This is a genomic window from Neorhizobium vignae, from assembly GCF_000732195.1.
Taxonomy (GTDB): Bacteria; Pseudomonadota; Alphaproteobacteria; order Rhizobiales; family Rhizobiaceae; genus Neorhizobium; species Neorhizobium vignae.
Genome location: NZ_JNNU01000011.1, coordinates 126,136 through 146,047 on the forward strand (window position 1 = coordinate 126,136; position 19,912 = coordinate 146,047).

A 19,912-nucleotide genomic window follows, 5' to 3' on the forward strand; every position below is an offset into this window, starting at 1 on the left:
GACGGCGGGAATACCTGAAATTTCGCAAAGTCGAGTTTGGCCGGGCGGCAGAGGCTGTCGACGCCATGCCGAAAAGAAATGGCGCCCGGGATCAGCCTTCCCGGGCGCCAATTATCCTCGTCCGGGACTAGAGGTACGAAACCGGACGAGGCATTCGGTCGATCTGGCGGGGACCGGTGGATCAGTCCAGTTTCGCCATACCGTTTCGGATCACGGATCGCAGTTCATCGATGGGCTTGAGCGATTGCCCGTCGTCGAAATGCCAGAACGTCCATCCGTTGCATGCATCAAGGCCCTGCACTTTCGCGCCAAGGCGATGAATGGAACCGGCGTCGCCACCTGCCGAGAGCGTGCCGTCGGCGCGAATGATCGCGCTGTGGCGGCGCTTCGCATCGGTCAGGACCTGACCGGGCTTGACGAGACCGCTTTCGACCAGCGTGTTGAAGGCGACACGAGGTTCGGCCTTCTTGCCGGTCATGACCGTCAGTTCCGCCTTGCCGAGCGGCTCTACGGAGGCGATGCGCTCGGAGGCCGCATCGATATAGTCCTGCTCGCGCTCGATGCCGACGAAGTTGCGGCCGAGGCGTTTTGCGACCGCACCTGTCGTGCCGGTGCCGAAGAACGGATCGAGGATGACGTCGCCCGGCCTGGTGGAGGCCATGATCACGCGGGCAAGCAGCGCTTCCGGCTTCTGAGTCGGATGGACCTTCTTGCCGTCGTCGCCCTTCAGGCGTTCGCCGCCGGAGCAGATCGGAAACAGCCAGTCGGAGCGCATCTGCACGTCGTCGTTGGAGGCCTTCAGCGCATCGTAATTGAAGGTATAACCCTTTGACTTGGCGTCGCGGCTCGCCCAGATCATCGTTTCATGGGCATTCTGGAACCGGCGGCCCTTGAAGTTCGGCATCGGGTTGGTCTTGCGCCAGACTATGTCGTTCAGCAGCCAGAAGTTCAGGTCCTGCATGATCGCGCCGACGCGGAAGATATTGTGGTAGGAACCGATGACCCAGATCGTGCCATTCGGCTTCAGCACGCGGCGGCATGCAAGCAGCCAGGCGCGGGTGAAGGCATCGTAGATTTCGAAGGAGGCGAACTGGTCCCATTCGTCATCGACGGCATCGACCAGCGACTGGTCGGGACGGTGCAGTGTGCCGCCGAGCTGGAGATTGTACGGGGGATCGGCGAAGATTGCATCGACGGAATGATCCGGCAGGGCTTCCAGGGCAGCGACGCAATCGCCCTTGATGATGGAGTTTAGCCAAGTGTCCGGACGGACCTGACGCTTCAGGTCGGCCAGCGGAAGAACTGCTGCCATTTGCTACTCGCTACGCTCTACTCGATACGAATTTACTGACTGTTATGGTTACCTATTTTGGTTACCAAAGCCTGAAGCGGTGCGCGATTTCGGGAAAAATTTCGAGACGTGGAAAGATAGCGCCCGTTGCGCTAAATCGCCTCATGAACAGAAACGAAGCGATCGAAAAACTGAGGCAGCAGGCCGACGCCATCCGGGCGCTCGGTGCGACGTCGCTTTATCTTTTCGGGTCGGTCGCCCGCGATGAGGCGGGGCCGTCGAGCGATCTCGATCTGTTTATCGATTATGATCCTGAGAGCCGCTTCAACGCATTCGACCTCGTCGGTATCAAGCTGTTCCTGGAAGATGAGCTTGCCACAGAGGTCGATATAACGACGCGCGATAGCCTTCATCCGATGCTGAAAGACAGGATCGAGAACTCCGCTTTACAGGTTTTCTGATGCCCCGTGAAGTTCGGCATTTTCTCCACGATATCCGTCAAGCGATAGCAATCATCGAGAGCGCAACCGCCGACAAATCGTTTGCCGATTACCAGACTGACGCAATCCTCAAACTCGGCCTGGAGCGCGCTGTCGAAATCATCTCAGAGGCAAGCCGTGGGATTCCGGGACCTCAAGGCATCACGCCCTGAAATCCCGTGGCCCAAAGTTAAAGGTATCGGCAACGTCTTGCGACACGAATATCACGGCCTTTCGGACAAGATCATCTGGGGCGTGATCGTTGACGAGATCCCAAGGCTTCGGATTGCCATAGAAGCGAACTGAGCGAAGTCGAAAACTAACTAAGCCGCATGCACCTCGCGGCTGTCCTTCGGCGCCTCGTCCCTCTCGAACATGCCATAATCTCTGACGATATGGCCAATCCGCAGGCGGTAGTCGGCGAAGACGCCGCCGCGGCCAGCTTTCTGGGCCGCGCGATGGCTTTCGAGGTTGCGCCACGTCTTGACCGCCTCCTCGTCCCGCCAGAACGACAGGGAAAGGATCTTTCCGCGCAGCGTCAGGCTTTCGAAACGTTCGATCGAGATGAAGCCGTCGATGGTTTCCAGTTCGGGTCGCAGTTCGCCGGCAAGGTCGAGATATTTGTGACGCTCGCCGATATAGGGGATGCCTTCGAAGATGACGGCGATCATGGCTTTACCAAAGCTCCGTGCGGCATGGAGACGTTCTTGAGGAAGATCCGGTCCTCCTTCAGGATGAAACGCTCGCGCTTGGAAAATGCGTAATTCTCCTGGCCGAGCGGATCGGCCATCAACCGGGTGCGATAGGTCTCATAGGCGGCGAGGCTGTCGATATTGTAGACGCCGTAAGCCGTCGTCGCCGAACCCTCGTGCGGGCCGAAATAACCGATCAGGTCGGCGCCGCAGCGCGGGATCGCCTGGCCCCAGTTGCGGGCATACTCAGTGAATTCATCCTTCTTGAACGGGTCGATCTCGTAGCGGATGAAACAGGTGATCATGGCTTCGTCTCCTTTGGTTGTGGAGGTGTTTTGCCATATTGCCTGACGAAGATGCTTCGGTTACGGTCGAAGTATGAAAGAAGGTCCAGACATTGCCCGCATCGGGATGCTGTTCGGCGATCCCGCCCGCGCCAACATGCTGACCGCGCTTATGGGCGGCCAGGCACTGACGGCGACCGAGCTTGCGCAAGCGGCCGGCGTGACGGTGCAGACGGCGAGTTCGCATCTCTCCAAGCTTGAGGAAGGTGGTATTCTCGCCCAGCGCAAGCAGGGCCGGCACCGCTATTTCACGCTTGCCGATGCGGCCGCCGGCGCGTTGCTCGAAAACATCATGGGGTTTGCGGCAAGCAGGGGCCATCTGCGCCACAGGCCGGGGCCGAAGGATCCGGCACTGCGCAAGGCACGGGTCTGTTACGATCATCTCGCCGGTGATTATGGGGTCAGGATGCTCGACAGTTTCGTCGCCCGCGGCGCGATCGAGAGCGATGGCGAGAACCTGACGATGACCGAGGACGGCCGCGCGGAACTCGGCACGCTCGGCATCGATGTGGCATCGCTCACATCCAGTCGCCGGCCGGTCTGCAAATCCTGCCTCGACTGGAGCGAGCGGCGCTCGCATCTGGCCGGCACGCTCGGCAAGGCGCTGCTTGCCCATTTCCTCGAAAACGGCTGGGCACGGCGCAGTGACGAGAGCCGCGCGGTGCTGTTCACGCCGGATGGCGAGCGGAAGTTTCTTTCGCTGTTTCCGGCGGGCTGAACGCCATGACCAGCGCGCCTGCATAATCTTCTCCCGCAGTACGATCGCAAAGGCTACTCCATTCGCAGCCCGTGCAAGCGCGGCGCGTCACACCGGCAGAGAAGGCGCGGCGCAGTTCCTCGAACAGCGCCGGATCGGAGGCGATCACCGACCCGATCTCGAGCTCCCGTCCAAACAGGCGGGCAATATCCGCCAGCGCCGCTGCATCGCGACCGGCAACCGAAGCACCGAAACAATGCGCATCTTCATCGGACAGAAGCGGGGCGCAGATATCGTCGGGGCCGGAAACGATCTCGATCGGCTCGCCGGCAGAAAGCCGGCCGGCGAGACGACGATAGTTGGCGACGAAGGCCGGGCTGTAGCCCTCGCCGACAAAGGTCAGCATGCAGAGAAGATGATGCGGCCGCAGCCTCACCGTCATTCTGTGGCAGCGCGGCTGCGGGAGGCAACGGCGGCAAGGACGGCTGCCGCCAGGCCCGATTTCAGCGCCGCACCGAGGATGAATGGGGCAACGCCCGCCCAAAACGCCTTGTCAGCGCCGATCAGTGCCGCAAGCCAGGTCCAGCCGAGCGCAAGGCAGAGAAGGTTTGCGATGAGATGTGCCGAGAAGCTGGCGAGGATGCGCCGCCCGGTCCAGCCCCGTTCGGCAAGCCAGCCGGCAAGAGCGGCAATCACCGGAAAGGAAAAGAGATAACCGGCGGTCGGCCCAGCGAAGGCGGCAAAGCTGCCCGCCCCACCCGCCAGCACGGGCGCTCCAAGCGCTGCTTCTCCCAGCCACGCAAGCACCGTCAGGGCACCGAGCCGCCAGCCGTAAAGCGCGCCGATCATGGTCACGGCGAAGGTCTGCATGGTGATCGGCACCGGAACCATCGGCACGGCGATCTGGGAGGCAATCGCCAGAACCAGCGTGCCGGCAAGTACGAATACGGCCTTGATCACGAACGACCGTTCGGCCAACCGCAGCGGATCGAAGCCAAGGGTCTGATGGGAGTTGGTCAGGGACATCAATTCTCTCCTTCTCAAATTATAGATAATTTTGATTCCCATCTATTTTATGAAAGGATTTTTGGCTGTTGACAAGCGATCCGTCCGCGCCTGATCGCCAGATACCAAGCATGGAGACGCAGATGCTCAATGTTTCCGGGGAAACTCATTGGAAATTAAATTATCTATAATTTTGGAATGATCAGCCGACGATGGCAAAAATCTCTCGCGGAGCGCCCGTCTTGGCCGGTTGCGGGCCACGGCCGATCCATTGAACGTGCTTCTGCAGGATGGCGGCGGCCTCGTCAGTCTTGCCCTGCCGGAGAGCGGCCAGGATGGCGCGGTGGTCGTGGTCGGTGCGTTTTTCCCAGCCGGACTGCCAGGCGGAGAACAGGAACCTGGCGCTTGCCGCATGCAGATCGTCGATCGAGGCGAGCAGGCGCTTCATGCCGCAGGGGGTGAGGATCAGCCGGTGGAAACGGCGGTTCGCCTCTTCCCAAGCATGCACGTCGGCAGCGGCATCGCCCTCGCGGGCCGCGTCTTCCGCCGCATCGAGGATGGCCGGGGTCAGGTGGCGGGCGGCGTGGCGGAGCGCCAGCACCTCCAGCACGGCGCGCATTTCCGCCACCTCGCGGACTTCGGCGAGATCGAAGGAGGCCACACGCACGCCGCGGCGCGGCTCGCTGATCGCCAGGCCCTGCGCTTCCAGCCGGCGGAATGCCTCGCGCACCGGCACATGGCTGGTTTCGAATTCCTCGGCGACATGATCCTGGCGGAGACGGGCGCCGGGAGCGAGCTCGCCACGCACGATGCGGTCGGCAAGCACGCGGCTGATGCGGCTGGCGATGGTGTCTTCCGGTTCCTTGCCCATCAGCGTTCCTTAGTGCGCCATTTTCCGCTTGTCGAGAGCCGCCCGCTACGCTTGCCCCAGCCATGCGCGGCGGTTGGTTGAGGTTTGTCCTGCCATCGTATAAAAGGCCGCCTCACCATATATCAGGCCCATGGAAGGCATTTCCTCATGAGCAGCTTCGACCTCATCATCTTCGACTGCGACGGCGTTCTCGTCGATTCAGAAATCATCGCGGCGCAGGTGGAATCCAGACTGCTCACCGAAGCGGGTTATCCGATCAGCGTCGAGGAAATGGGCGAGCGGTTCGCCGGCATGACCTGGAAGAACATTCTGCTGGCCGTGGAAAAGGAAGCCGATATTCCCTTGTCCGCCTCGCTGCTCGACAAGTCCGAGACACTGCTCGACGCGCGGCTTGCCCGCGACGTGAAGATCATCGACGGCGTGAAGTTCGCGCTGGCAAGGCTGACGACGCAACGCTGCATCTGCTCCAACTCAAGTACCCACCGCCTCGACGTGATGCTCGAAAAGGTCGGCCTGAAACCCTATTTCGCACCGCATATCTATTCGGCCAAGGACCTTGGGCCGGATCGGGTCAAGCCGAAGCCGGATATCTTCCTGCACGCAGCCGAGCAGTTCAAAGTTTCGCCGGAAAAGTGCCTGGTGATCGAGGATTCCACCCATGGCGTCCATGGCGCCAAGGCGGCAGGCATGCGCGTCGTCGGCTTTACCGGCGCATCGCACACCTATCCGAGCCATGCCGACCGGCTGACGGACGCCGGTGCCGAAACGGTGATCTCACGGATGATGGATCTGCCGGCCGTCATCGCCGCGCTCGGCGAATGGGCCGGGGCGCTCTGAGCGCCCCGATCAGTTCTTTCTCGATCAGCTCCGGCGGGCCGGCTTCTTTGCAGGGCCGGTGTCGAAGCCGAGGCGGACGCGCGTGAAGCGCGAGGCGCCGCCTTGCGCGTTCGGGATTTGCACATCCGCCTTGTTGAAGATAAACTGGGTGCCACCGGCCGGCATCTCGACCGGGAATGCCACCTTCTGCGAATAGATGACGCTGTCGCCATCGACCACCTCGACGAGGATCGGCAAGGTGACCTTGCCGGGAACGCCGACCGGGCCCTGGACGAGACGTCCTTGCGCGACGACATTGATGGTCAGCGTCGTCTCATTGGCGGTGCACTGGCGCGTCGCGTCGGCGAGCGAGGCCTGATAGAGCAGTTTTTCCGGCTTGTTCTCCCCGCCGCGGGCATAGGCGCGGTGAACGGCGGTCTGTTCCAGCATGACGACCGGCGGGCAGAATGCCTGCACGACGGCAGTTGCCGCCTCAGCGGCGGGGGCGGCAGTAGCGGTCGGGGTCAGCCCTTCTGTCGGCGCCGAGGAATTGCAGCTTGCGAGAACCGCCACGAGCGACACCGCCAGAAGACCACGCGAAATCTTTGCAAACACCGTACTCAACCCTCTTCCATCCCAATATCTGGGCCATTTACCTGGCGAACCGGAGCGTCACTTTCCGGTCTTTCACCGCCCATTTTCCTGGTCTATATCAGCGGCGCGAATAAAAATCGATTGGGGTTGATGGTCGTGGACTATATTTCTACCCGGGGCGAAGCCGCTCCGCTCGGATTCCGGGATGCGCTGATGGCGGGCCTTGCCCGCGACGGCGGCCTTTACGTGCCACGTCAATGGCCTTCGCTCTCCAAGAAGGAGATCCGCGCCCTGCGCGGCAAGACCTATCAGGAGGTCGCCTTCGAGATCCTCAAGCACTTCGTCGGCGATGAAATCCCCGCTGACAAGCTGAAGGGAATGACCACGGAAGCCTATGCCACGTTCCGGCATCCGGCCGTCGTGCCGCTGGTGCAGACGGGGCCGAACGACTTCGTGCTCGAACTCTTCCATGGCACCACGCTCGCCTTCAAGGACGTGGCGATGCAGCTGCTCGCCCGGCTGATGGACTATGTGCTGGCCGAGCGCGGCGAGCGGGCCACCATCGTCGGCGCAACGTCGGGCGATACCGGCGGGGCGGCGATCGACGCATTCGCGGGCCGCGAGCGCACCGACATCTTCATCCTTTTCCCGCATGGCAAGGTCTCGCCCGTGCAGCAGCGGCAGATGACCACCTCCAGTGCCGCCAACGTGCATGCGCTGGCGCTGAAAGGCAATTTCGACGACTGCCAGAACATCGTCAAGGAGATGTTCAACGACGTCGCGTTCCGCGACCGGGTGAGGCTCTCGGGCGTCAATTCGATCAACTGGGCGCGCATCATGGCGCAGGTGGTCTATTATTTCACGGCCGCCGTTTCTCTCGGCGGGCCGGACCGGAAAATCTCCTTCACGGTGCCGACCGGCAATTTCGGCGATATCTTCGCGGGCTATGTTGCCAAGAAGATGGGCCTGCCGATCGACCGGCTGGTGATCGCCACCAACGACAACGACATCCTCGCCCGGACGCTGAAGACCGGGCGCTACGAGATGCGCGACGTCAAGGCGACCACCTCGCCGTCGATGGACATCCAGATCTCGTCCAATTTCGAGCGGCTGCTGTTCGAGGCTTATGGCCGCGACGCCGTCTCGGTGCGCGCCGCGATGGCCGGGCTCAAGCAGTCCGGCAGCTTCGAGATCAAGCCGGACGCGCTCAAAGCGATCCGCCGCGAGTTCCGTGCGGGGCGGGCAACGGAGCGGCAGGTCGCCGCCACGATCCGCGAGACGCTTGCCGAGACCGGATACCTCCTCGATCCCCACACTGCGACCGGCGTTTTCGTTGCAGGCAAGAATGCAAAACCGGCAAGCCCGATGGTCACTCTCGCCACCGCCCACCCGGCCAAATTTCCGGCCTCGGTAAAATCCGCTTGCGGAATTGATCCGGCGCTTCCATCATGGCTTGCTGATCTTATGCAAAGGGAGGAGCGCTTCGATATCTTGGAGCCTGAGCTTAAGGCCGTCGAAACCTTCATCGGCCAGCATGCCCGCGCTAAGTAATAGAGGTATCGGCGGCGCCGGAAAGACGTAAACATGAATGTAGAAATCACCCGGCTCGCCTCCGGGTTGACGGTCGTCACCGAAACCATGCCGCATCTGGAGAGCGTTGCGCTGGGTGTCTGGATCAAGTCCGGATCGCGTAACGAGACCGATGACGAACATGGGATCGCCCATCTCCTCGAGCACATGGCCTTCAAGGGCACCGCCCGCCGCAGCGCCCGTGACATCGCCGAAGAGATCGAGAATGTCGGCGGCGAACTCAACGCCGCAACATCCACCGAAACCACCTCCTATTACGCCCGGGTGCTCAGGGACAACGTGCCGCTCGCGGTCGATATCCTTGCCGACATCCTGACGGAATCGGAATTCGACGAGGAAGAACTGCGTCGCGAAAAGCACGTCATCCTCCAGGAGATCGGGGCTGCCAACGACACGCCCGACGATGTGGTTTTCGACAAGTTTTCCGAGGTCGCCTATCGGGGCCAGACGCTCGGCCGGCCGATCCTCGGCACGCCGGATACGGTCCAGGGTTTTACACCGGGACAGATCCGCAACTATCTTTCGCGCAACTACACGACGGACCGGATGTTCGTGGTCGCTGCCGGCGCCGTGGACCACACGACGTTCGTCAAGCAGGTCGAGGAGCGTTTTGCCCGTCTGCCCATGACCCCGAGCGCCCCGCCGGTGCTTGAAGCCGCCCGTTACATCGGCGGCGACGTGCGTGAAACCCGCGACCTGATGGACGCGCAGGTGCTGCTCGGCTTCGAGGGCAAGGCCTATCACATGCGCGACTTCTACTGCTCGCAGATCCTCGCCAACATCCTCGGCGGCGGCATGTCCTCGCGCCTGTTCCAGGAAGTGCGCGAACGTCGCGGCCTGTGCTATTCGGTCTATGCCTTCCACTGGGGTTTTTCCGACACCGGCATCTTCGGCATCCATGCGGCAACCGGCGGCAACGAGTTGCCGACGCTGGTGCCCGTCATCATCGACGAGCTGCGCAAGTCTTCGGAAACCATTCATCAACAGGAAATCGACCGCGCCCGCGCCCAGATCCGCGCCCAGCTGCTGATGGGCCAGGAGAGCCCGGCGGCGCGTGCCGGCCAGATCGCCCGCCAGATGATGCTCTACGGACGCCCCATCCCCAACCCGGAAATGATGGAACGGCTGGAAGGCATCACCACGGAGCGGCTCACCGATCTTGCCGGACGGCTGTTTTTCGATACAGTTCCCACATTGTCGGCGGTCGGTCCGATCGAACAGCTCGCGCCATTGACCGACATCTCCACGGCGCTTGCCACGCCGGGGATCCAGACGAAGAAGGCTGCCGGCTAAGCCGGCCGCCCTGCCCGGAGCAGCGTTAGCATGACCAAATCGGTGTTTCGGTTCCTGTCGCGACAGCCGGACACACCAGAGCTTTTTGGCGAAAACCACCTGCTCCGGCTTCCCCGTTATTCCGACTACAAACAATGGCAGCGGCTGCGCTCTGAAAGCCGGCCTTTCCTGCAGCCCTGGGAGCCGACCTGGCGGCCGGACGAACTGACCGAGGGGGCGTTCCGCCTGCGCGTCGTCAGAAGCGGCCAGGAATATGCCTCGGGGCTTGCCGTACCGCTGCTTCTCTTCCGCCGCGACGACCAGGTTCTGCTCGGCGGACTGACCATCGGCTACATCCGCCGGGGGGCGGCGCAGAGCTGCATGATCGGCTACTGGATGGGTGAGAAACATGCAGGCCAAGGCCATATGTTGGCCGCATTGAAGGTGGCAATCCCCTATATCTACGGCGGACTTCAGTTGCACCGGATCGAGGCAGCCTGTATTCCGGAGAATTGGAAAAGTGTCCGGCTTTTGGAAAAGGCCGGTTTCGAGCAGGAAGGTCTTTTGCGCAAGTATCTCAAAATCAATGGCGAATGGCGCGACCACCTGATGTTTTCCCGCCTGCCGGAAGACGGCGAGTTCGGGAAGATGCTGAAGCCATGAACGCCTCAGCCTTGCGTCTTGCGTCATTGATCCGCTTTTTTCCGGCGATCATCGCCCTCCTCGCCGCCGCCATGGTCCTGACGGCTGCGCCGGATGCGCGCGCCGCGGAGCCGGTCAAGATTTCGCGAGACGACACGGCGCTCGACCTCACCAGAACCACCGATATCTACGTCAACCAGGGCGAGGCCTTCCAGGTCTCGACCGCCGCCGGCGCGGACGGCATCCGCCGCCGCATCGAGGTGCGCGCCAGTTCCCCCGGCCACCAGGGCGACTGGGCGGTCTTCGCACTTTCCAACGTTTCGGAAGAACAGCTCGAACGGGTGATCGTCGCGCCGCATTTCCGGCTCGCCAACTCGAAAATGTTCTGGCCGGACCTCGGCTCGCAGCGCATCATCTCGATCACGCCTTCGGAAGGCTTTGCGCTCGACCGGATACCGAGCCCGGATGCCGACGTCTTCCGGATCACGCTGAACCCCGGCTCGACCATCACCTTCGTCGCCGAACTCGCGACGCCGTCGCTGCCGCAGATCTATCTCTGGCAGCCGGATGCCTACAAGGACACGGTCAACTCCTTCACGCTCTATCGCGGCATCGTGCTTGGCATTGCCGGCCTTCTGGCGGTGTTCCTGACCATTCTCTTCGTCGTCAAGGGCACCTCTATGCTGCCGGCGGCGGCAGCGCTTGCCTGGGCGGTGCTCGCCTATATCTGCGTCGACTTCGGCTTCCTCGACAAGCTGATCACCGTCACGTCCGGCGACCAGCGCATATGGCGGGCGGCGGCGGAAGTGGCGCTCGCGTCTTCGCTCGTCATCTTCCTGTTCACCTATCTCAACCTCAACCGCTGGCACGTGCATCTCGGTTACGCGACGCTTGCCTGGGTGGTCGGCCTGGTGCTGCTCGGCGGGGTGGCGATCTACGATCCGTCGGTCGCGGCAGGCATTGCCCGCATCTCGTTTGCGCTGACCGGCTCGGTCGGCATCCTGTTGATCATCTATCTCGGCTTCAACCGCTACGATCGCGCGATCCTGCTGGTGCCGACCTGGGCGCTGATCCTGGTCTGGCTGTTCGCCGGCTGGCTGACGGTGACCGGCAAGCTCGACAACGACATCATCCAGCCGGCGCTTGGCGGCGGCCTGGTCCTCATCGTTCTGCTGATCGGCTTCACGGTCATGCAGCACGCCTTTGCCGGCGGTGCCTACCAGCAGGGCCTGTTCTCCGACCTCGAACGGCAATCGCTGGCGCTAACCGGTAGCGGCGACACCGTCTGGGACTGGGACGTGGCCCGCGACCGCGTCGTCACCACACCCGACATCTCGACCCGCCTCGGGCTCGATGTCGGCGCCATGCACGGGCCGGTGCGCAACTGGGTGCCGCGGCTGCACCCCGACGACCGCGACCGTTTTCGCGCGACGCTGGATGTGCTGCTCGAACACCGCCGCGGCCGCCTGAACCACGAATTCCGCATCCGCGCCGAGGATGGGCATTTCCACTGGCTGCAGATCCGTGCCCGGCCGGTGCTCGGCTCGAACGGTGAGATCATCCGCTGCGTCGGCACGATCATCGATGTGACCGAGCAGAAGAATTCCGTCGAGCGCCTGCTGCAGGACGCGATGCACGACAACCTGACCGGCCTGCCGAACCGCCAGGTCTTCCTCGACCGGCTGCAATCGGTGCTGACGCTGGCGCCGGGCGGCGACACCGTGCGCCCGACCGTCATGGCGATCGACATCGACCGCTACAAGCAGGTCAACGACTCGCTCGGCATCGCGGCCGGCGACAATATCCTGATCGCGCTGACCCGCCGCCTGCGCCGGCTTCTGAAGCCGCAGGACACGCTGGCGCGGCTTGCCGGCGACCAGTTCGGACTGATCCTCGTCTCCGAGCGCGATCCTGCAAAGGTCGCGGATTTCGCCGATGCGGTCTCCAAGGCGATCATGGTGCCGATCAATTTCGCCAATCGCGAGATCATCCTGACCGCGTCGATCGGCCTCTCCTCGTGGGTCGACCAGCAGGAAAGTGCGACCGGCATGCTCGCCGACGCGGAACTTGCCATGTACCGGGCAAAACGCTCCGGCGGCAACCGCGTCGAGCCTTTCCGCCCCGCCTTCCGGGCCGCCGGCGCCGACAAGCTGCAGATCGAGACCGATCTTCGCCGCGCGATCGAACGCAAGGAACTGTTTCTCGCCTATCAGCCGATCATCAGCCTCAAGGACGGCGAAATAGCCGGTTTCGAGGCGCTGATGCGCTGGGATCATCCCAAGCGCGGCAGCATCCCGCCGTCGGAGTTCATCCCGATTGCCGAAATGTCTGACCTGATCGGCCCGCTCGGCCTGTTCGCCATCGACCGGGCCGCCTCGGACCTGATGGTCTGGCAGGGCCAGACCGGCGATCTGCCGGTGTTCGTGTCGGTCAACCTGTCGAGCGCGCAGCTTCTCAACTCCGATCTCTACAACGACGTGCGCGCGCTCCTGCAGAAGACCCAGGTCAATCCGGGCCAGTTGAAGCTCGAACTCACCGAGTCGCTGATGATGGAGAACCCGGAACAGGCGCGGCTGGTGCTCGGCAAGCTCAAGCAGACGGGCCTCAGCCTGGCGCTCGACGATTTCGGCACCGGCTATTCGTCACTCGCCTACCTTACGCAGTTCCCGTTCGACACGATCAAGCTCGACAAGGCGCTGGTCCGCAACGCAACGGAAAAACGGGCAGTCCTGCTGCGTTCCGTGATCGCCATGGCCCGTGCGCTGGAAATGACCGTGGTAGCGGAGGGCGTCGAGACCGACGAGGATGCGGCGGAACTCGCCAAGATGGGCTGCCATTTCGGCCAGAGTTATCTCTTCGGCCCGCCTGCCCCGGCAGACGCCGTGCTCCGTCTTCTGAAAGAGCGCTTTCCGTTGACCAAGCGAGCGTAGACTTTCTCAGGCGGCCTTGCCCGCTCTCGGTCGCTCGCGGGCGAAGGGGCTGAGACCCAGCCATTGCTGCATCGAGCTCGCCATTTCCGGATCGCCGTCCAGCTCCAGCCTTCCCTGCGCCATTTCGGCCCGCACTGTCGCTATGCCCATCCAGATGGCGGTCATCGTCCGGAGCGAACTGGTCACGTAGAGGTCGATCTCGAAGCCGGGATCCGTCGAGCAGACATCGACATCGCGGCCGTCGACGACCAGCCAGTAGCGCTGCTGGGCCGCCGGCCGATCGGGAAAGAGAAAAAGGACCGTGCAGCGCCGCGGAGGCATCGGGGTCGGATCGAGGTGTCGGCGCATGTCCCACATCAGCAGCGACGGATCGAGTTTCTGGAGCGAATGCTGGGTCTCGACCCAATGCTGGCCCCAGAAGCCGAGGGTCATCACCACCTCGCGCAGATCCTCGCCGGCCGGCGTCAGATGATATTCCATCACCCCATCGGCGGCCTTGCGGTTCTCGACGATGCCGGCCTGGACCAGCTCCTTCAGCCGTTTCGAAAGCAGGGTCGGCGACATGCGTGGCACGCCGCGCCGGAGGTCGTTGAACCGGCAGCTGCCGCAAAGAAGTTCGCGGAGGACGAGCGGCGTCCAGCGGGTGCAGAATATCTCCGCCGCCATCGCCACCGGGCAGAACTGGCCGTAGCTCGCGGTTACTTCCAACATCGCCACCTCCTCGGTATGCCCCGGGGCAAGATAGTCCCGTTCCGAAAACCGACCAAGTCCGCTTTATGGGCTACGGGTTGCATGCCGTAGCCCCACGGCGTGAGCAGAACGACACCGCGCGGTGCATAACCACCGAGGTGATCGCCATTGCCAATTTCGTCGCCATGAGCCTTGGGGAACCGCCCTTGTGGGTGGTCTACTCTCCACTACTCCCGCTGTTCCTGCTATTATTCAGCGGTCTTTATCTGCTCGCGCTGCCATACGCCACGTCCTGGCGCCGCGGGCAAAGGACCGGCGGACAGGAGTAAATTGAATGGCGGCCAAGACATCCAGCAAGTCCGGGGAGGCGCCCGCCAGCCACGTCGCTGCGGAGCCGGCTCTCCTTTCGGGCGGCAACCCGCAGATCGCCAAAGGTTATGGCGACGCACCGGTGCGGGCCTATATCGCGGCCATGCCGGGCTGGAAAAGCGATGTTGGGCGCCGCCTTGACGCACTCGTCACCAGCACCGTTCCCAACGTCTACAAGGCGGTCAAATGGAACTCGCCGCTTTACGGCATCGAGGGCGACGGCTGGTTCCTCGGCGTCCATTGCTTCACCAACTACATCAAGCTGGCCTTCTTCCGCGGCACCTCACTCAATCCAGTCCCTCCCGGCACGTCCAAAACGCCGCAGACGCGCTACTTCCATATTCACGAGGGAGACGAACTCGACGAAACGCAGCTCGCAGATTGGGTGAAACAGGCCAGCCAATTGCCCGGCGAACGGATGTAGAGGCGGGCGAACGACGACAGCATGAAGAAAGCGACGGCAACCATGGAAAGCATTTCGGCGGACAAAGACTCCTCTCCGGCGCAGTTGATCGATGCGAGGATCCGCGAACTCGGCGACTGGCGGGGTGAGACGCTCGCCCGGGTGCGGTTCCTGATCAAGCAGTCCGTGCCCGACGTGGTCGAGGAATGGAAGTGGCGAGGGGTGCCGGTCTGGGAGCGCGACGGGATCATCTGCACCGGCGAGACCTATAAGGCAGCCGTGAAACTGACCTTTGCCAAAGGGGCTTCGCTGGAGGATCCTTCCGGTCTCTTCAACTCCAGCCTCGACGGAAATACCCGGCGTGCCATCGATTTTCACGAGGGCGACAAGATCGATGAGGAGGCGCTGAAGGCACTTATTCGCGGCGCCGTGGCGCTGAATGCCGCCCGCCCCGCCCGCTCCCGAAAGAAGCCGAAGAGCGCCTGAAAAGCGCCTCGAAACGGCTCGGATCGATCCGCTTTCCGATGCCATGGTCAAAGGCCCGAATGACTGGCACGGCCCCGATCATCCTCGGCGCCGCGGCGTCGGCGATCCGCGTCCGGCAGGGGCTAGTCCATTTCCTGTACTTGCGGCCGCTCGCCAAGCGGCCAACACTCCGCCCATTCTCAACATATGGGAGGAGAAAAACATGACCGCAGCAACCGAATTCAAACCCGCCCACACGGTCCATTCGAATGCGATCGGCATTGCCAGATCGCTCGGGCCGATGTTTGCCGCACGCGCCGCCGAGGCCGATGATGGCGATGCCTTCGTCGCCCACAACTATCGCGACCTGCGTCATTCCGGCCTGATCGAGGTCGGCGTTCCCGCCGATCTCGGCGGCGGCGGCGCTGAGGTTCGCGAACTCTGCGACATGATCCGGGAGCTTGCGCATCATTGCGGATCGACGGCGCTCGCCTTTTCGATGCACACGCATCAGGTGGCGATCCCCGCCTGGCGCTGGACACACCAGAAGGCGGCACCGGTGATGCCGCTTCTCAAACGCGTGGCGGCAGAGCGGGTCGTCCTGCTGTCGAGTGGCGGCTCGGACTGGATCGAGGGATCGGGCAAGGCCCAGAAGGTCGATGGCGGTTACCGGATCACCGCACGCAAGATCTTCACCTCCGGCTCGCCGGTCGGCGACATCCTGATGACGGGCGCGGTGCTCGACGAACCGGATGGACCTAAGGTCCTGCATTTCGGCCTGCCGATGAAATCGCCGCATGTCAAAGTTCTCGACACCTGGAAGGTGATGGGAATGCGCGGCACGGGCTCGAACGACGTGATGATCGAGGGCCACGTGGTGCCGGAAGAGGCGGTCGCGCTGAAGCGCAACCAGGGCGAATGGCACATGCTGTTCCACATCATCTCGATGATTGCCTTCCCGCTGATCTATTCCGCCTATCTCGGCGTCGCCGAAAGCGCGCGCGATATCGCGGTCGAGATGGCGAAGCGGAAGGAACCGGATGCCCATGTGATCGAGCTTGCCGGACGGATGGAGACCGAACTCAGGGCCGCGCAATACGCCCATGCAGCCATGATTGCCGCGGCCGAGCGCGGCGAACCTTCACCGGCCACGACCAACGAGATCATGATCGGCCGCTCGCTGGTCGCCCGTCATGCGATCGCCGCGACAGAACTCGCCATGGAGACAGCTGGCGGCGCAGCCTTCTACCGGGACAAGGGCCTCGAACGCCGGTTCCGCGACATTCAGGGCGCCCGTTATCACCCCATGAGGACAGGACCGCAGCAGGAATTTTCTGGCCGCATCGCCCTGGGTCTCGATACGCTCAGGACCTTTTGAGAAGCAAAAGCTCGAGGTGGGGGCACCTCAAAAACTAGCATAAGCTGTATTCCTGCGCTGGAATACACCGTTATGAGGAGCAACTTCAACGCAAAGTAGCGCCTGTTAAAATATGAAAATACATATTTTGGAGTTGACGAAATCGTGATCTTGCCCCCTAATTCCCAGGGGTCTCTGAATGCGCCCCATAAACTACTTCCCGCCTTTCGATCCACCGAAAGGCGGGTTTTCTTTTTGGGGCGGGAGCTTATCCCCTCTGCGCCTGGATAAGCCGGTGAATATATTCCAGCTTGACCATGACGGCCTGCGAGAGGACGAAGGGATAGAGATCCGGCTGACCCATCGAGCGGTGGATGCTGTTGAGCGCCATGCTGAACGGGACCCAGGCCGAGATGAGCTGTTCCGCATCACGCGCCGCATAAGGGTTGAAAGCCACTTCGGCGGCCATTTCCGCATGGCCGCGCGGCTCGATCACCATGCCGTAGGCACGGGCGGTCTCCAGCGTATCGACGATATGCAGATAGTGGGCGAAACACTCGGCGAAATCTTCCCAAGGGTGGGTGCTGGCGTACGTGCTGATGTAGAAATCCTGCCAGCCGGGCGGCGGGCCCTGCACGTAATTTCTCTGCAGCGCCGCACCGTAATCGATCGTCTCGTCGCCGAAGATGGCGCGAAATTCGTCCAGCCTGCCGCCGTCGCGCACCAGCTTGTCCCAGATATAGTGACCTGTTTCATGGCGAAAGTGCCCGAGCATGGTGCGGTAAGGTTCGTTCATCGAGACGCGCACCTGCTCGCGGGTCGCATCGTCGGCCTCGGCGGCGCGGATCGCGATCAGGCCGTCCTCGTGGCCGGTCATGGCCGGCACGATGGTGCCGTCCGGCTGCACCTCGTCGATGAGGAAGTCGAAGACCAGGCCGCCCTGCGGATCCTCGTCGCGATTGGTGTGCGGCAGGTTCCAGCGCATCAGCGAGTAGAAGAGATGCCGCTGCGCCTGGCTGATCCGCCGCCATTGGCTGAGACCGACCTCGGTCGAGGCGTCCGGAACCAGCCGGTTGTGCCGGCAGGCAGGGCAGAAGGGATGCGGATCGTCGGCGCTGACCGTCCAGTTGCAGATGTCCATCGCGGCATTGGCGCAGTGGCGCACCTTGTAGTCCGGCCGGGCGACGAGATGCCATGTTCCCTCCCCTTCATCCTGCACGAGCGCATGCATGGCCAAATGCTCCGGGACGAAAGCCAGCCGATGGCCGCAGTTCACGCAGACGCGGTTATCGAAATGGATGGTCTGGCCGCAATGATCGCAGTCGTAAAGGCGCATGGAGGGTCCGTGGGTTTCAAAGGGTCGGATACAGAAAACCTGCTCCGGCCGGAGCCGGAACAGGTTCGCATTCTAAACTTGTAAAGTAACGCTTACATGCGGTCGACAACACCCTTCGCCGCATCCTTGACCTTGCCCTTGGCCTGCTGCGCATGGCCCTTGGCTTCCTGGCCGGCACCCTTTGCCTTGAGCTTCGGATTGTCGGTCATGTCACCGGCGGCCTGCTTGACCTTGCCGGCTACTTCGTTGGCCTTGCCGGCCATCTTGTCACTGGTGCTGCCCATCATGCTTCTCCTTCACGCGGACGTCTATCGCCCTGCGGAAAGAAGAACTCCGAGCTGGAGGCTTCGTTCCGGAAACTTTTAAAATTGAACGATCAGGCGTGGCCCGCTTCGCTGGAGAGCATTTCCGGGCTGACCCCGAGCAGCGCCAGGGCGCGTTCGTATTTGCCTTCCAGCGCGCGGTCGAAGATCAGCGCGTCGCTGGCGGGGCAATTCAGCCAGCCGTTGTTGGCGATCTCGATTTCCAGCTGGCCGGCGCCCCAGCCGGCATAGCCGAGCAGCATCGTGGCACGCGCCGGTCCCCGCCCGTCGCAGATGGCGCGGATGATATCGAGCGTGGCGGTCAGCGAGATGTCGTCACTGACCGGAATGGAGGACTCGCTGACGAAATCGTCCGAATGCAGCACGAAACCGCGGCCGGTCTCGACCGGACCGCCGGAAAGGATGGGCAGGTCACGGGTCTGCACCGGCAGCATGATCGCATCGGCCTGATCCATGATCTTCAGGTGGAGGAGAACGTCCGTGAACGAAATCTGCTGCGCGCGGTTGATGATGAAACCCATCGCGCCAGCCGACGAATGGGCACAGATATAAACGACGGCGCGGGTGAAATTGCTGTCCTGCATGCCCGGCATGGCAATCAGGAACTGTCCGTCCAGGAAGCCCCGTTCGCTCTTGTCCCCGAGGGTCGAGAAAGACATGATGCCTCCAGCCTGCCTTCCGGCCCGGCCAAACGGGCAGGAGAGCGTCAATTGCAATTCCATCAAGATGGGGCAGTCGCCCCAATCAATCAACCGAAAATGATCAGTTTGCGCGGGCTCGTGACTGGTTCGGGCAAGGCCAATCGGTTAAACGCTTGGTCGATGAAGAGAATTTCGCCGAGAAGCATTCCGTCCCGCGCGCCCGCAGCGCTCGCCGCCTGCATCACTGCAGGCGCTGTTCTGGGTATTGCCTCGATGAGCTGCGCCGAGACCACGCCGTGGGCGAGCAACGAGGGCGGCCGGATGCGGGTGGTGGCGATGCCGCCCGAGCCCGACGGCACGGTGCGTGGCGCGCTGCAGATCGAACCGAAGGCCGGCTGGATCACCTACTGGAAGGAGCCGGGCGATGCCGGCATTCCGCCGCAGATGATGTTTTCGAAGGCAAGCGGCGTAACGCTGAACAGCATGAGCTATCCCGTGCCGAAGCGGATCGACAACGGCAAGCTGCGCGATATCGGCTACGACCATGCGGTCACCCTGCCCTTCGAGCTCAAGATGGAGGATCCCGGCAAACCGCTGAACCTCGGCGCTTCCGCCTTCGTCGGCCTATGCCGCAATATCTGCATTCCGTTCCAAGCGGAATTCTCGCTGCAGCTCGGAGCCACCAAGGGCACGCCAGTCGAAGAGGCGATGATCCTCAATGCGGCAGCCTCGAAGCTCCCGGAACCGCCCTCGGACGATTTCGCGGTCACCTACTATGCGATGACGCAGGGGCGGGACAAGCTGGCCCTGAAGCTGAAACTGCCGCCCGAGGCCTCGGCGCCGCCTCAGGTGATCGTCACCGGTCCGCAGGGCCACGTGCTCTTCGATGGCGTCAACGGCCGGCGTGACGGCGACGCTTACGCGCTCGACATGCCGGTCGGCAAATTGCCGAAGAACTACGACATCAAGGGCAAGCGCTGGGGCATTCTGGTGATCGCCGGCAACCGCGCGATGGAAACCTCGCTCGCCTTCGACTGAGGTCACGTCCTGTTGATCTAACCTGCCTCCGGCGGCCTGTTGCATTGCGCCTTTCCCTTGTCTTGCG

The 19,912-nt window shown here is 62.6% G+C and carries 25 protein-coding genes; 14 read left to right on the forward strand and 11 right to left on the reverse strand.

Features of this window, described 5'->3' with window-relative positions:
- Window positions 1-181 precede the first annotated feature (181 nt).
- On the reverse strand, window positions 182-1,312 hold the full coding sequence (locus tag GQ59_RS19530; RefSeq protein ID WP_037084210.1) for a site-specific DNA-methyltransferase: 1,131 nt from the start codon (window positions 1,310-1,312) through the stop codon (window positions 182-184).
- A 143-nt stretch (window positions 1,313-1,455) separates the two neighbouring features.
- On the opposite strand from GQ59_RS19530, the gene GQ59_RS19535 reads away from it, so the two are divergent.
- Genes GQ59_RS19535 through GQ59_RS33715 form a run of 3 tightly spaced genes read left to right on the forward strand, consistent with a single transcriptional unit; the run spans window position 1,456 to window position 2,076 of the window.
- Window positions 1,456-1,752, forward strand: coding sequence for a nucleotidyltransferase family protein (locus tag GQ59_RS19535; protein WP_037084211.1), 297 nt, complete (start codon window positions 1,456-1,458; stop codon window positions 1,750-1,752).
- Window positions 1,752-1,943: a HepT-like ribonuclease domain-containing protein gene (locus GQ59_RS33710; RefSeq protein ID WP_490396644.1), complete on the forward strand. Its 192-nt coding sequence runs from the start codon at window positions 1,752-1,754 to the stop codon at window positions 1,941-1,943. The genes GQ59_RS19535 and GQ59_RS33710 overlap by 1 nt, the downstream gene beginning before the upstream one ends.
- The gene (locus GQ59_RS33715) at window positions 1,909-2,076 is read left to right on the forward strand and encodes a HepT-like ribonuclease domain-containing protein (RefSeq protein ID WP_490396645.1); all 168 of its coding nucleotides are present in this window, start codon (window positions 1,909-1,911) and stop codon (window positions 2,074-2,076) included. Before GQ59_RS33710 ends, GQ59_RS33715 begins: the two co-directional genes overlap by 35 nt.
- A gap of 17 nt (window positions 2,077-2,093) precedes the next feature.
- Here the strand turns inward: GQ59_RS33715 and GQ59_RS19545 are convergent, their stop codons facing one another.
- Entirely contained in the window at window positions 2,094-2,441 is a 348-nt protein-coding gene (locus GQ59_RS19545) for an antibiotic biosynthesis monooxygenase family protein (RefSeq protein WP_037084212.1), read from the reverse strand.
- Complete coding sequence (locus GQ59_RS19550) at window positions 2,438-2,767, reverse strand: NIPSNAP family protein (RefSeq protein WP_037084214.1); 330 nt, start codon at window positions 2,765-2,767, stop codon at window positions 2,438-2,440. The genes GQ59_RS19545 and GQ59_RS19550 overlap by 4 nt, the downstream gene beginning before the upstream one ends.
- A gap of 73 nt (window positions 2,768-2,840) precedes the next feature.
- Here GQ59_RS19550 and GQ59_RS19555 point away from each other — a divergent pair, with 73 nt between their 5' ends.
- Window positions 2,841-3,524, forward strand: coding sequence for an ArsR/SmtB family transcription factor (locus GQ59_RS19555; RefSeq protein ID WP_037084215.1), 684 nt, complete (start codon window positions 2,841-2,843; stop codon window positions 3,522-3,524).
- Here GQ59_RS19555 and GQ59_RS19560 read toward each other — a convergent pair.
- The 3 genes from GQ59_RS19560 to GQ59_RS19570 all read right to left on the reverse strand — a co-directional run bounded on the left by GQ59_RS19560 (window position 3,475) and on the right by GQ59_RS19570 (window position 5,379).
- The gene (locus GQ59_RS19560) at window positions 3,475-3,945 is read right to left on the reverse strand and encodes a DUF1284 domain-containing protein (protein ID WP_037084216.1); all 471 of its coding nucleotides are present in this window, start codon (window positions 3,943-3,945) and stop codon (window positions 3,475-3,477) included. The genes GQ59_RS19555 and GQ59_RS19560 overlap by 50 nt on opposite strands.
- Complete coding sequence (locus GQ59_RS19565) at window positions 3,942-4,529, reverse strand: biotin transporter BioY (RefSeq protein ID WP_037084217.1); 588 nt, start codon at window positions 4,527-4,529, stop codon at window positions 3,942-3,944. Before GQ59_RS19565 ends, GQ59_RS19560 begins: the two co-directional genes overlap by 4 nt.
- A 181-nt stretch (window positions 4,530-4,710) precedes the next feature.
- On the reverse strand, window positions 4,711-5,379 hold the full coding sequence (locus GQ59_RS19570) for a GntR family transcriptional regulator (protein ID WP_037084219.1): 669 nt from the start codon (window positions 5,377-5,379) through the stop codon (window positions 4,711-4,713).
- A 147-nt stretch (window positions 5,380-5,526) separates the two neighbouring features.
- Here GQ59_RS19570 and GQ59_RS19575 point away from each other — a divergent pair, with 147 nt between their 5' ends.
- The gene (locus GQ59_RS19575; protein WP_037084221.1) at window positions 5,527-6,216 is read left to right on the forward strand and encodes an HAD family hydrolase; all 690 of its coding nucleotides are present in this window, start codon (window positions 5,527-5,529) and stop codon (window positions 6,214-6,216) included.
- 24 nt (window positions 6,217-6,240) lie between these two features.
- On the opposite strand, the gene GQ59_RS19580 is transcribed toward GQ59_RS19575, so the two are convergent.
- A complete protein-coding gene (locus GQ59_RS19580) occupies window positions 6,241-6,810 on the reverse strand; it encodes a PilZ domain-containing protein (RefSeq protein ID WP_152564396.1) in 570 nt (189 codons plus the stop codon).
- 126 nt (window positions 6,811-6,936) lie between these two features.
- On the opposite strand from GQ59_RS19580, the gene thrC reads away from it, so the two are divergent.
- From thrC to GQ59_RS19600, 4 genes are all read left to right on the forward strand, one after another.
- Complete coding sequence (gene thrC, locus GQ59_RS19585) at window positions 6,937-8,340, forward strand: threonine synthase (protein ID WP_174459625.1); 1,404 nt, start codon at window positions 6,937-6,939, stop codon at window positions 8,338-8,340.
- A 33-nt stretch (window positions 8,341-8,373) separates the two neighbouring features.
- On the forward strand, window positions 8,374-9,672 hold the full coding sequence (locus GQ59_RS19590; RefSeq protein WP_037084222.1) for a M16 family metallopeptidase: 1,299 nt from the start codon (window positions 8,374-8,376) through the stop codon (window positions 9,670-9,672).
- A 30-nt stretch (window positions 9,673-9,702) separates the two neighbouring features.
- Entirely contained in the window at window positions 9,703-10,314 is a 612-nt protein-coding gene (locus tag GQ59_RS19595; protein WP_037084224.1) for a GNAT family N-acetyltransferase, read from the forward strand.
- 71 nt (window positions 10,315-10,385) lie between these two features.
- Window positions 10,386-13,223, forward strand: coding sequence for an EAL domain-containing protein (locus GQ59_RS19600; protein WP_244448012.1), 2,838 nt, complete (start codon window positions 10,386-10,388; stop codon window positions 13,221-13,223).
- 6 nt (window positions 13,224-13,229) lie between these two features.
- Here GQ59_RS19600 and GQ59_RS19605 read toward each other — a convergent pair whose 3' ends face one another.
- On the reverse strand, window positions 13,230-13,934 hold the full coding sequence (locus GQ59_RS19605; protein ID WP_037084229.1) for a winged helix-turn-helix transcriptional regulator: 705 nt from the start codon (window positions 13,932-13,934) through the stop codon (window positions 13,230-13,232).
- Window positions 13,935-13,999: 65 nt separating this feature from the next.
- On the opposite strand from GQ59_RS19605, the gene GQ59_RS33105 reads away from it, so the two are divergent.
- The 4 genes from GQ59_RS33105 to GQ59_RS19625 all read left to right on the forward strand — a co-directional run bounded on the left by GQ59_RS33105 (window position 14,000) and on the right by GQ59_RS19625 (window position 16,528).
- On the forward strand, window positions 14,000-14,242 hold the full coding sequence (locus GQ59_RS33105) for a hypothetical protein (protein WP_432762599.1): 243 nt from the start codon (window positions 14,000-14,002) through the stop codon (window positions 14,240-14,242).
- Window positions 14,243-14,247: 5 nt separating this feature from the next.
- Window positions 14,248-14,706 (forward strand): DUF1801 domain-containing protein, encoded by a 459-nt coding sequence (locus GQ59_RS19615; RefSeq protein ID WP_037084231.1) that lies wholly within the window; start codon window positions 14,248-14,250, stop codon window positions 14,704-14,706.
- Between the two features lie 21 nt (window positions 14,707-14,727).
- Complete coding sequence (locus tag GQ59_RS19620; protein WP_037084233.1) at window positions 14,728-15,171, forward strand: DUF1801 domain-containing protein; 444 nt, start codon at window positions 14,728-14,730, stop codon at window positions 15,169-15,171.
- A 202-nt stretch (window positions 15,172-15,373) separates the two neighbouring features.
- The gene (locus tag GQ59_RS19625; RefSeq protein WP_037084235.1) at window positions 15,374-16,528 is read left to right on the forward strand and encodes an acyl-CoA dehydrogenase family protein; all 1,155 of its coding nucleotides are present in this window, start codon (window positions 15,374-15,376) and stop codon (window positions 16,526-16,528) included.
- Between the two features lie 247 nt (window positions 16,529-16,775).
- Here GQ59_RS19625 and GQ59_RS19630 read toward each other — a convergent pair whose 3' ends face one another.
- From GQ59_RS19630 to GQ59_RS19640, 3 genes are all read right to left on the reverse strand, one after another.
- A complete protein-coding gene (locus tag GQ59_RS19630) occupies window positions 16,776-17,843 on the reverse strand; it encodes a zinc-binding metallopeptidase family protein (protein WP_037084236.1) in 1,068 nt (355 codons plus the stop codon).
- 92 nt (window positions 17,844-17,935) lie between these two features.
- Window positions 17,936-18,127: a CsbD family protein gene (locus GQ59_RS19635; protein WP_037084237.1), complete on the reverse strand. Its 192-nt coding sequence runs from the start codon at window positions 18,125-18,127 to the stop codon at window positions 17,936-17,938.
- Window positions 18,128-18,219: 92 nt separating this feature from the next.
- Window positions 18,220-18,825 (reverse strand): YqgE/AlgH family protein, encoded by a 606-nt coding sequence (locus GQ59_RS19640; protein WP_037084240.1) that lies wholly within the window; start codon window positions 18,823-18,825, stop codon window positions 18,220-18,222.
- A 162-nt stretch (window positions 18,826-18,987) separates the two neighbouring features.
- On the opposite strand from GQ59_RS19640, the gene GQ59_RS19645 reads away from it, so the two are divergent.
- The gene (locus GQ59_RS19645; protein WP_084683233.1) at window positions 18,988-19,845 is read left to right on the forward strand and encodes a protein-disulfide reductase DsbD domain-containing protein; all 858 of its coding nucleotides are present in this window, start codon (window positions 18,988-18,990) and stop codon (window positions 19,843-19,845) included.
- The last annotated feature ends 67 nt before the right edge of the window (window positions 19,846-19,912 follow it).

Coding starts and splice junctions, on each gene's coding strand:
- GQ59_RS19555 (WP_037084215.1), top strand. CDS start 2,841: ATGAAAGAAGGTCCAGACATTGCCCGCATCGGGATGCTGTTCGGCGAT.
- GQ59_RS19560 (WP_037084216.1), bottom strand. CDS start 3,945: ATGACGGTGAGGCTGCGGCCGCATCATCTTCTCTGCATGCTGACCTTT.
- GQ59_RS19550 (WP_037084214.1), bottom strand. CDS start 2,767: ATGATCACCTGTTTCATCCGCTACGAGATCGACCCGTTCAAGAAGGAT.
- GQ59_RS19545 (WP_037084212.1), bottom strand. CDS start 2,441: ATGATCGCCGTCATCTTCGAAGGCATCCCCTATATCGGCGAGCGTCAC.
- GQ59_RS19565 (WP_037084217.1), bottom strand. CDS start 4,529: ATGTCCCTGACCAACTCCCATCAGACCCTTGGCTTCGATCCGCTGCGG.
- GQ59_RS19640 (WP_037084240.1), bottom strand. CDS start 18,825: ATGTCTTTCTCGACCCTCGGGGACAAGAGCGAACGGGGCTTCCTGGAC.
- GQ59_RS19620 (WP_037084233.1), top strand. CDS start 14,728: ATGAAGAAAGCGACGGCAACCATGGAAAGCATTTCGGCGGACAAAGAC.
- GQ59_RS33105 (WP_432762599.1), top strand. CDS start 14,000: ATGGGCTACGGGTTGCATGCCGTAGCCCCACGGCGTGAGCAGAACGAC.
- GQ59_RS19630 (WP_037084236.1), bottom strand. CDS start 17,843: ATGCGCCTTTACGACTGCGATCATTGCGGCCAGACCATCCATTTCGAT.
- GQ59_RS19590 (WP_037084222.1), top strand. CDS start 8,374: ATGAATGTAGAAATCACCCGGCTCGCCTCCGGGTTGACGGTCGTCACC.
- GQ59_RS19615 (WP_037084231.1), top strand. CDS start 14,248: ATGGCGGCCAAGACATCCAGCAAGTCCGGGGAGGCGCCCGCCAGCCAC.
- GQ59_RS19635 (WP_037084237.1), bottom strand. CDS start 18,127: ATGGGCAGCACCAGTGACAAGATGGCCGGCAAGGCCAACGAAGTAGCC.
- GQ59_RS19605 (WP_037084229.1), bottom strand. CDS start 13,934: ATGTTGGAAGTAACCGCGAGCTACGGCCAGTTCTGCCCGGTGGCGATG.
- GQ59_RS19600 (WP_244448012.1), top strand. CDS start 10,386: ATGGTCCTGACGGCTGCGCCGGATGCGCGCGCCGCGGAGCCGGTCAAG.
- GQ59_RS19570 (WP_037084219.1), bottom strand. CDS start 5,379: ATGGGCAAGGAACCGGAAGACACCATCGCCAGCCGCATCAGCCGCGTG.
- GQ59_RS33710 (WP_490396644.1), top strand. CDS start 1,752: ATGCCCCGTGAAGTTCGGCATTTTCTCCACGATATCCGTCAAGCGATA.
- GQ59_RS19625 (WP_037084235.1), top strand. CDS start 15,374: ATGACCGCAGCAACCGAATTCAAACCCGCCCACACGGTCCATTCGAAT.
- GQ59_RS19535 (WP_037084211.1), top strand. CDS start 1,456: ATGAACAGAAACGAAGCGATCGAAAAACTGAGGCAGCAGGCCGACGCC.
- GQ59_RS19575 (WP_037084221.1), top strand. CDS start 5,527: ATGAGCAGCTTCGACCTCATCATCTTCGACTGCGACGGCGTTCTCGTC.
- GQ59_RS19530 (WP_037084210.1), bottom strand. CDS start 1,312: ATGGCAGCAGTTCTTCCGCTGGCCGACCTGAAGCGTCAGGTCCGTCCG.
- GQ59_RS19595 (WP_037084224.1), top strand. CDS start 9,703: ATGACCAAATCGGTGTTTCGGTTCCTGTCGCGACAGCCGGACACACCA.
- GQ59_RS19645 (WP_084683233.1), top strand. CDS start 18,988: ATGAAGAGAATTTCGCCGAGAAGCATTCCGTCCCGCGCGCCCGCAGCG.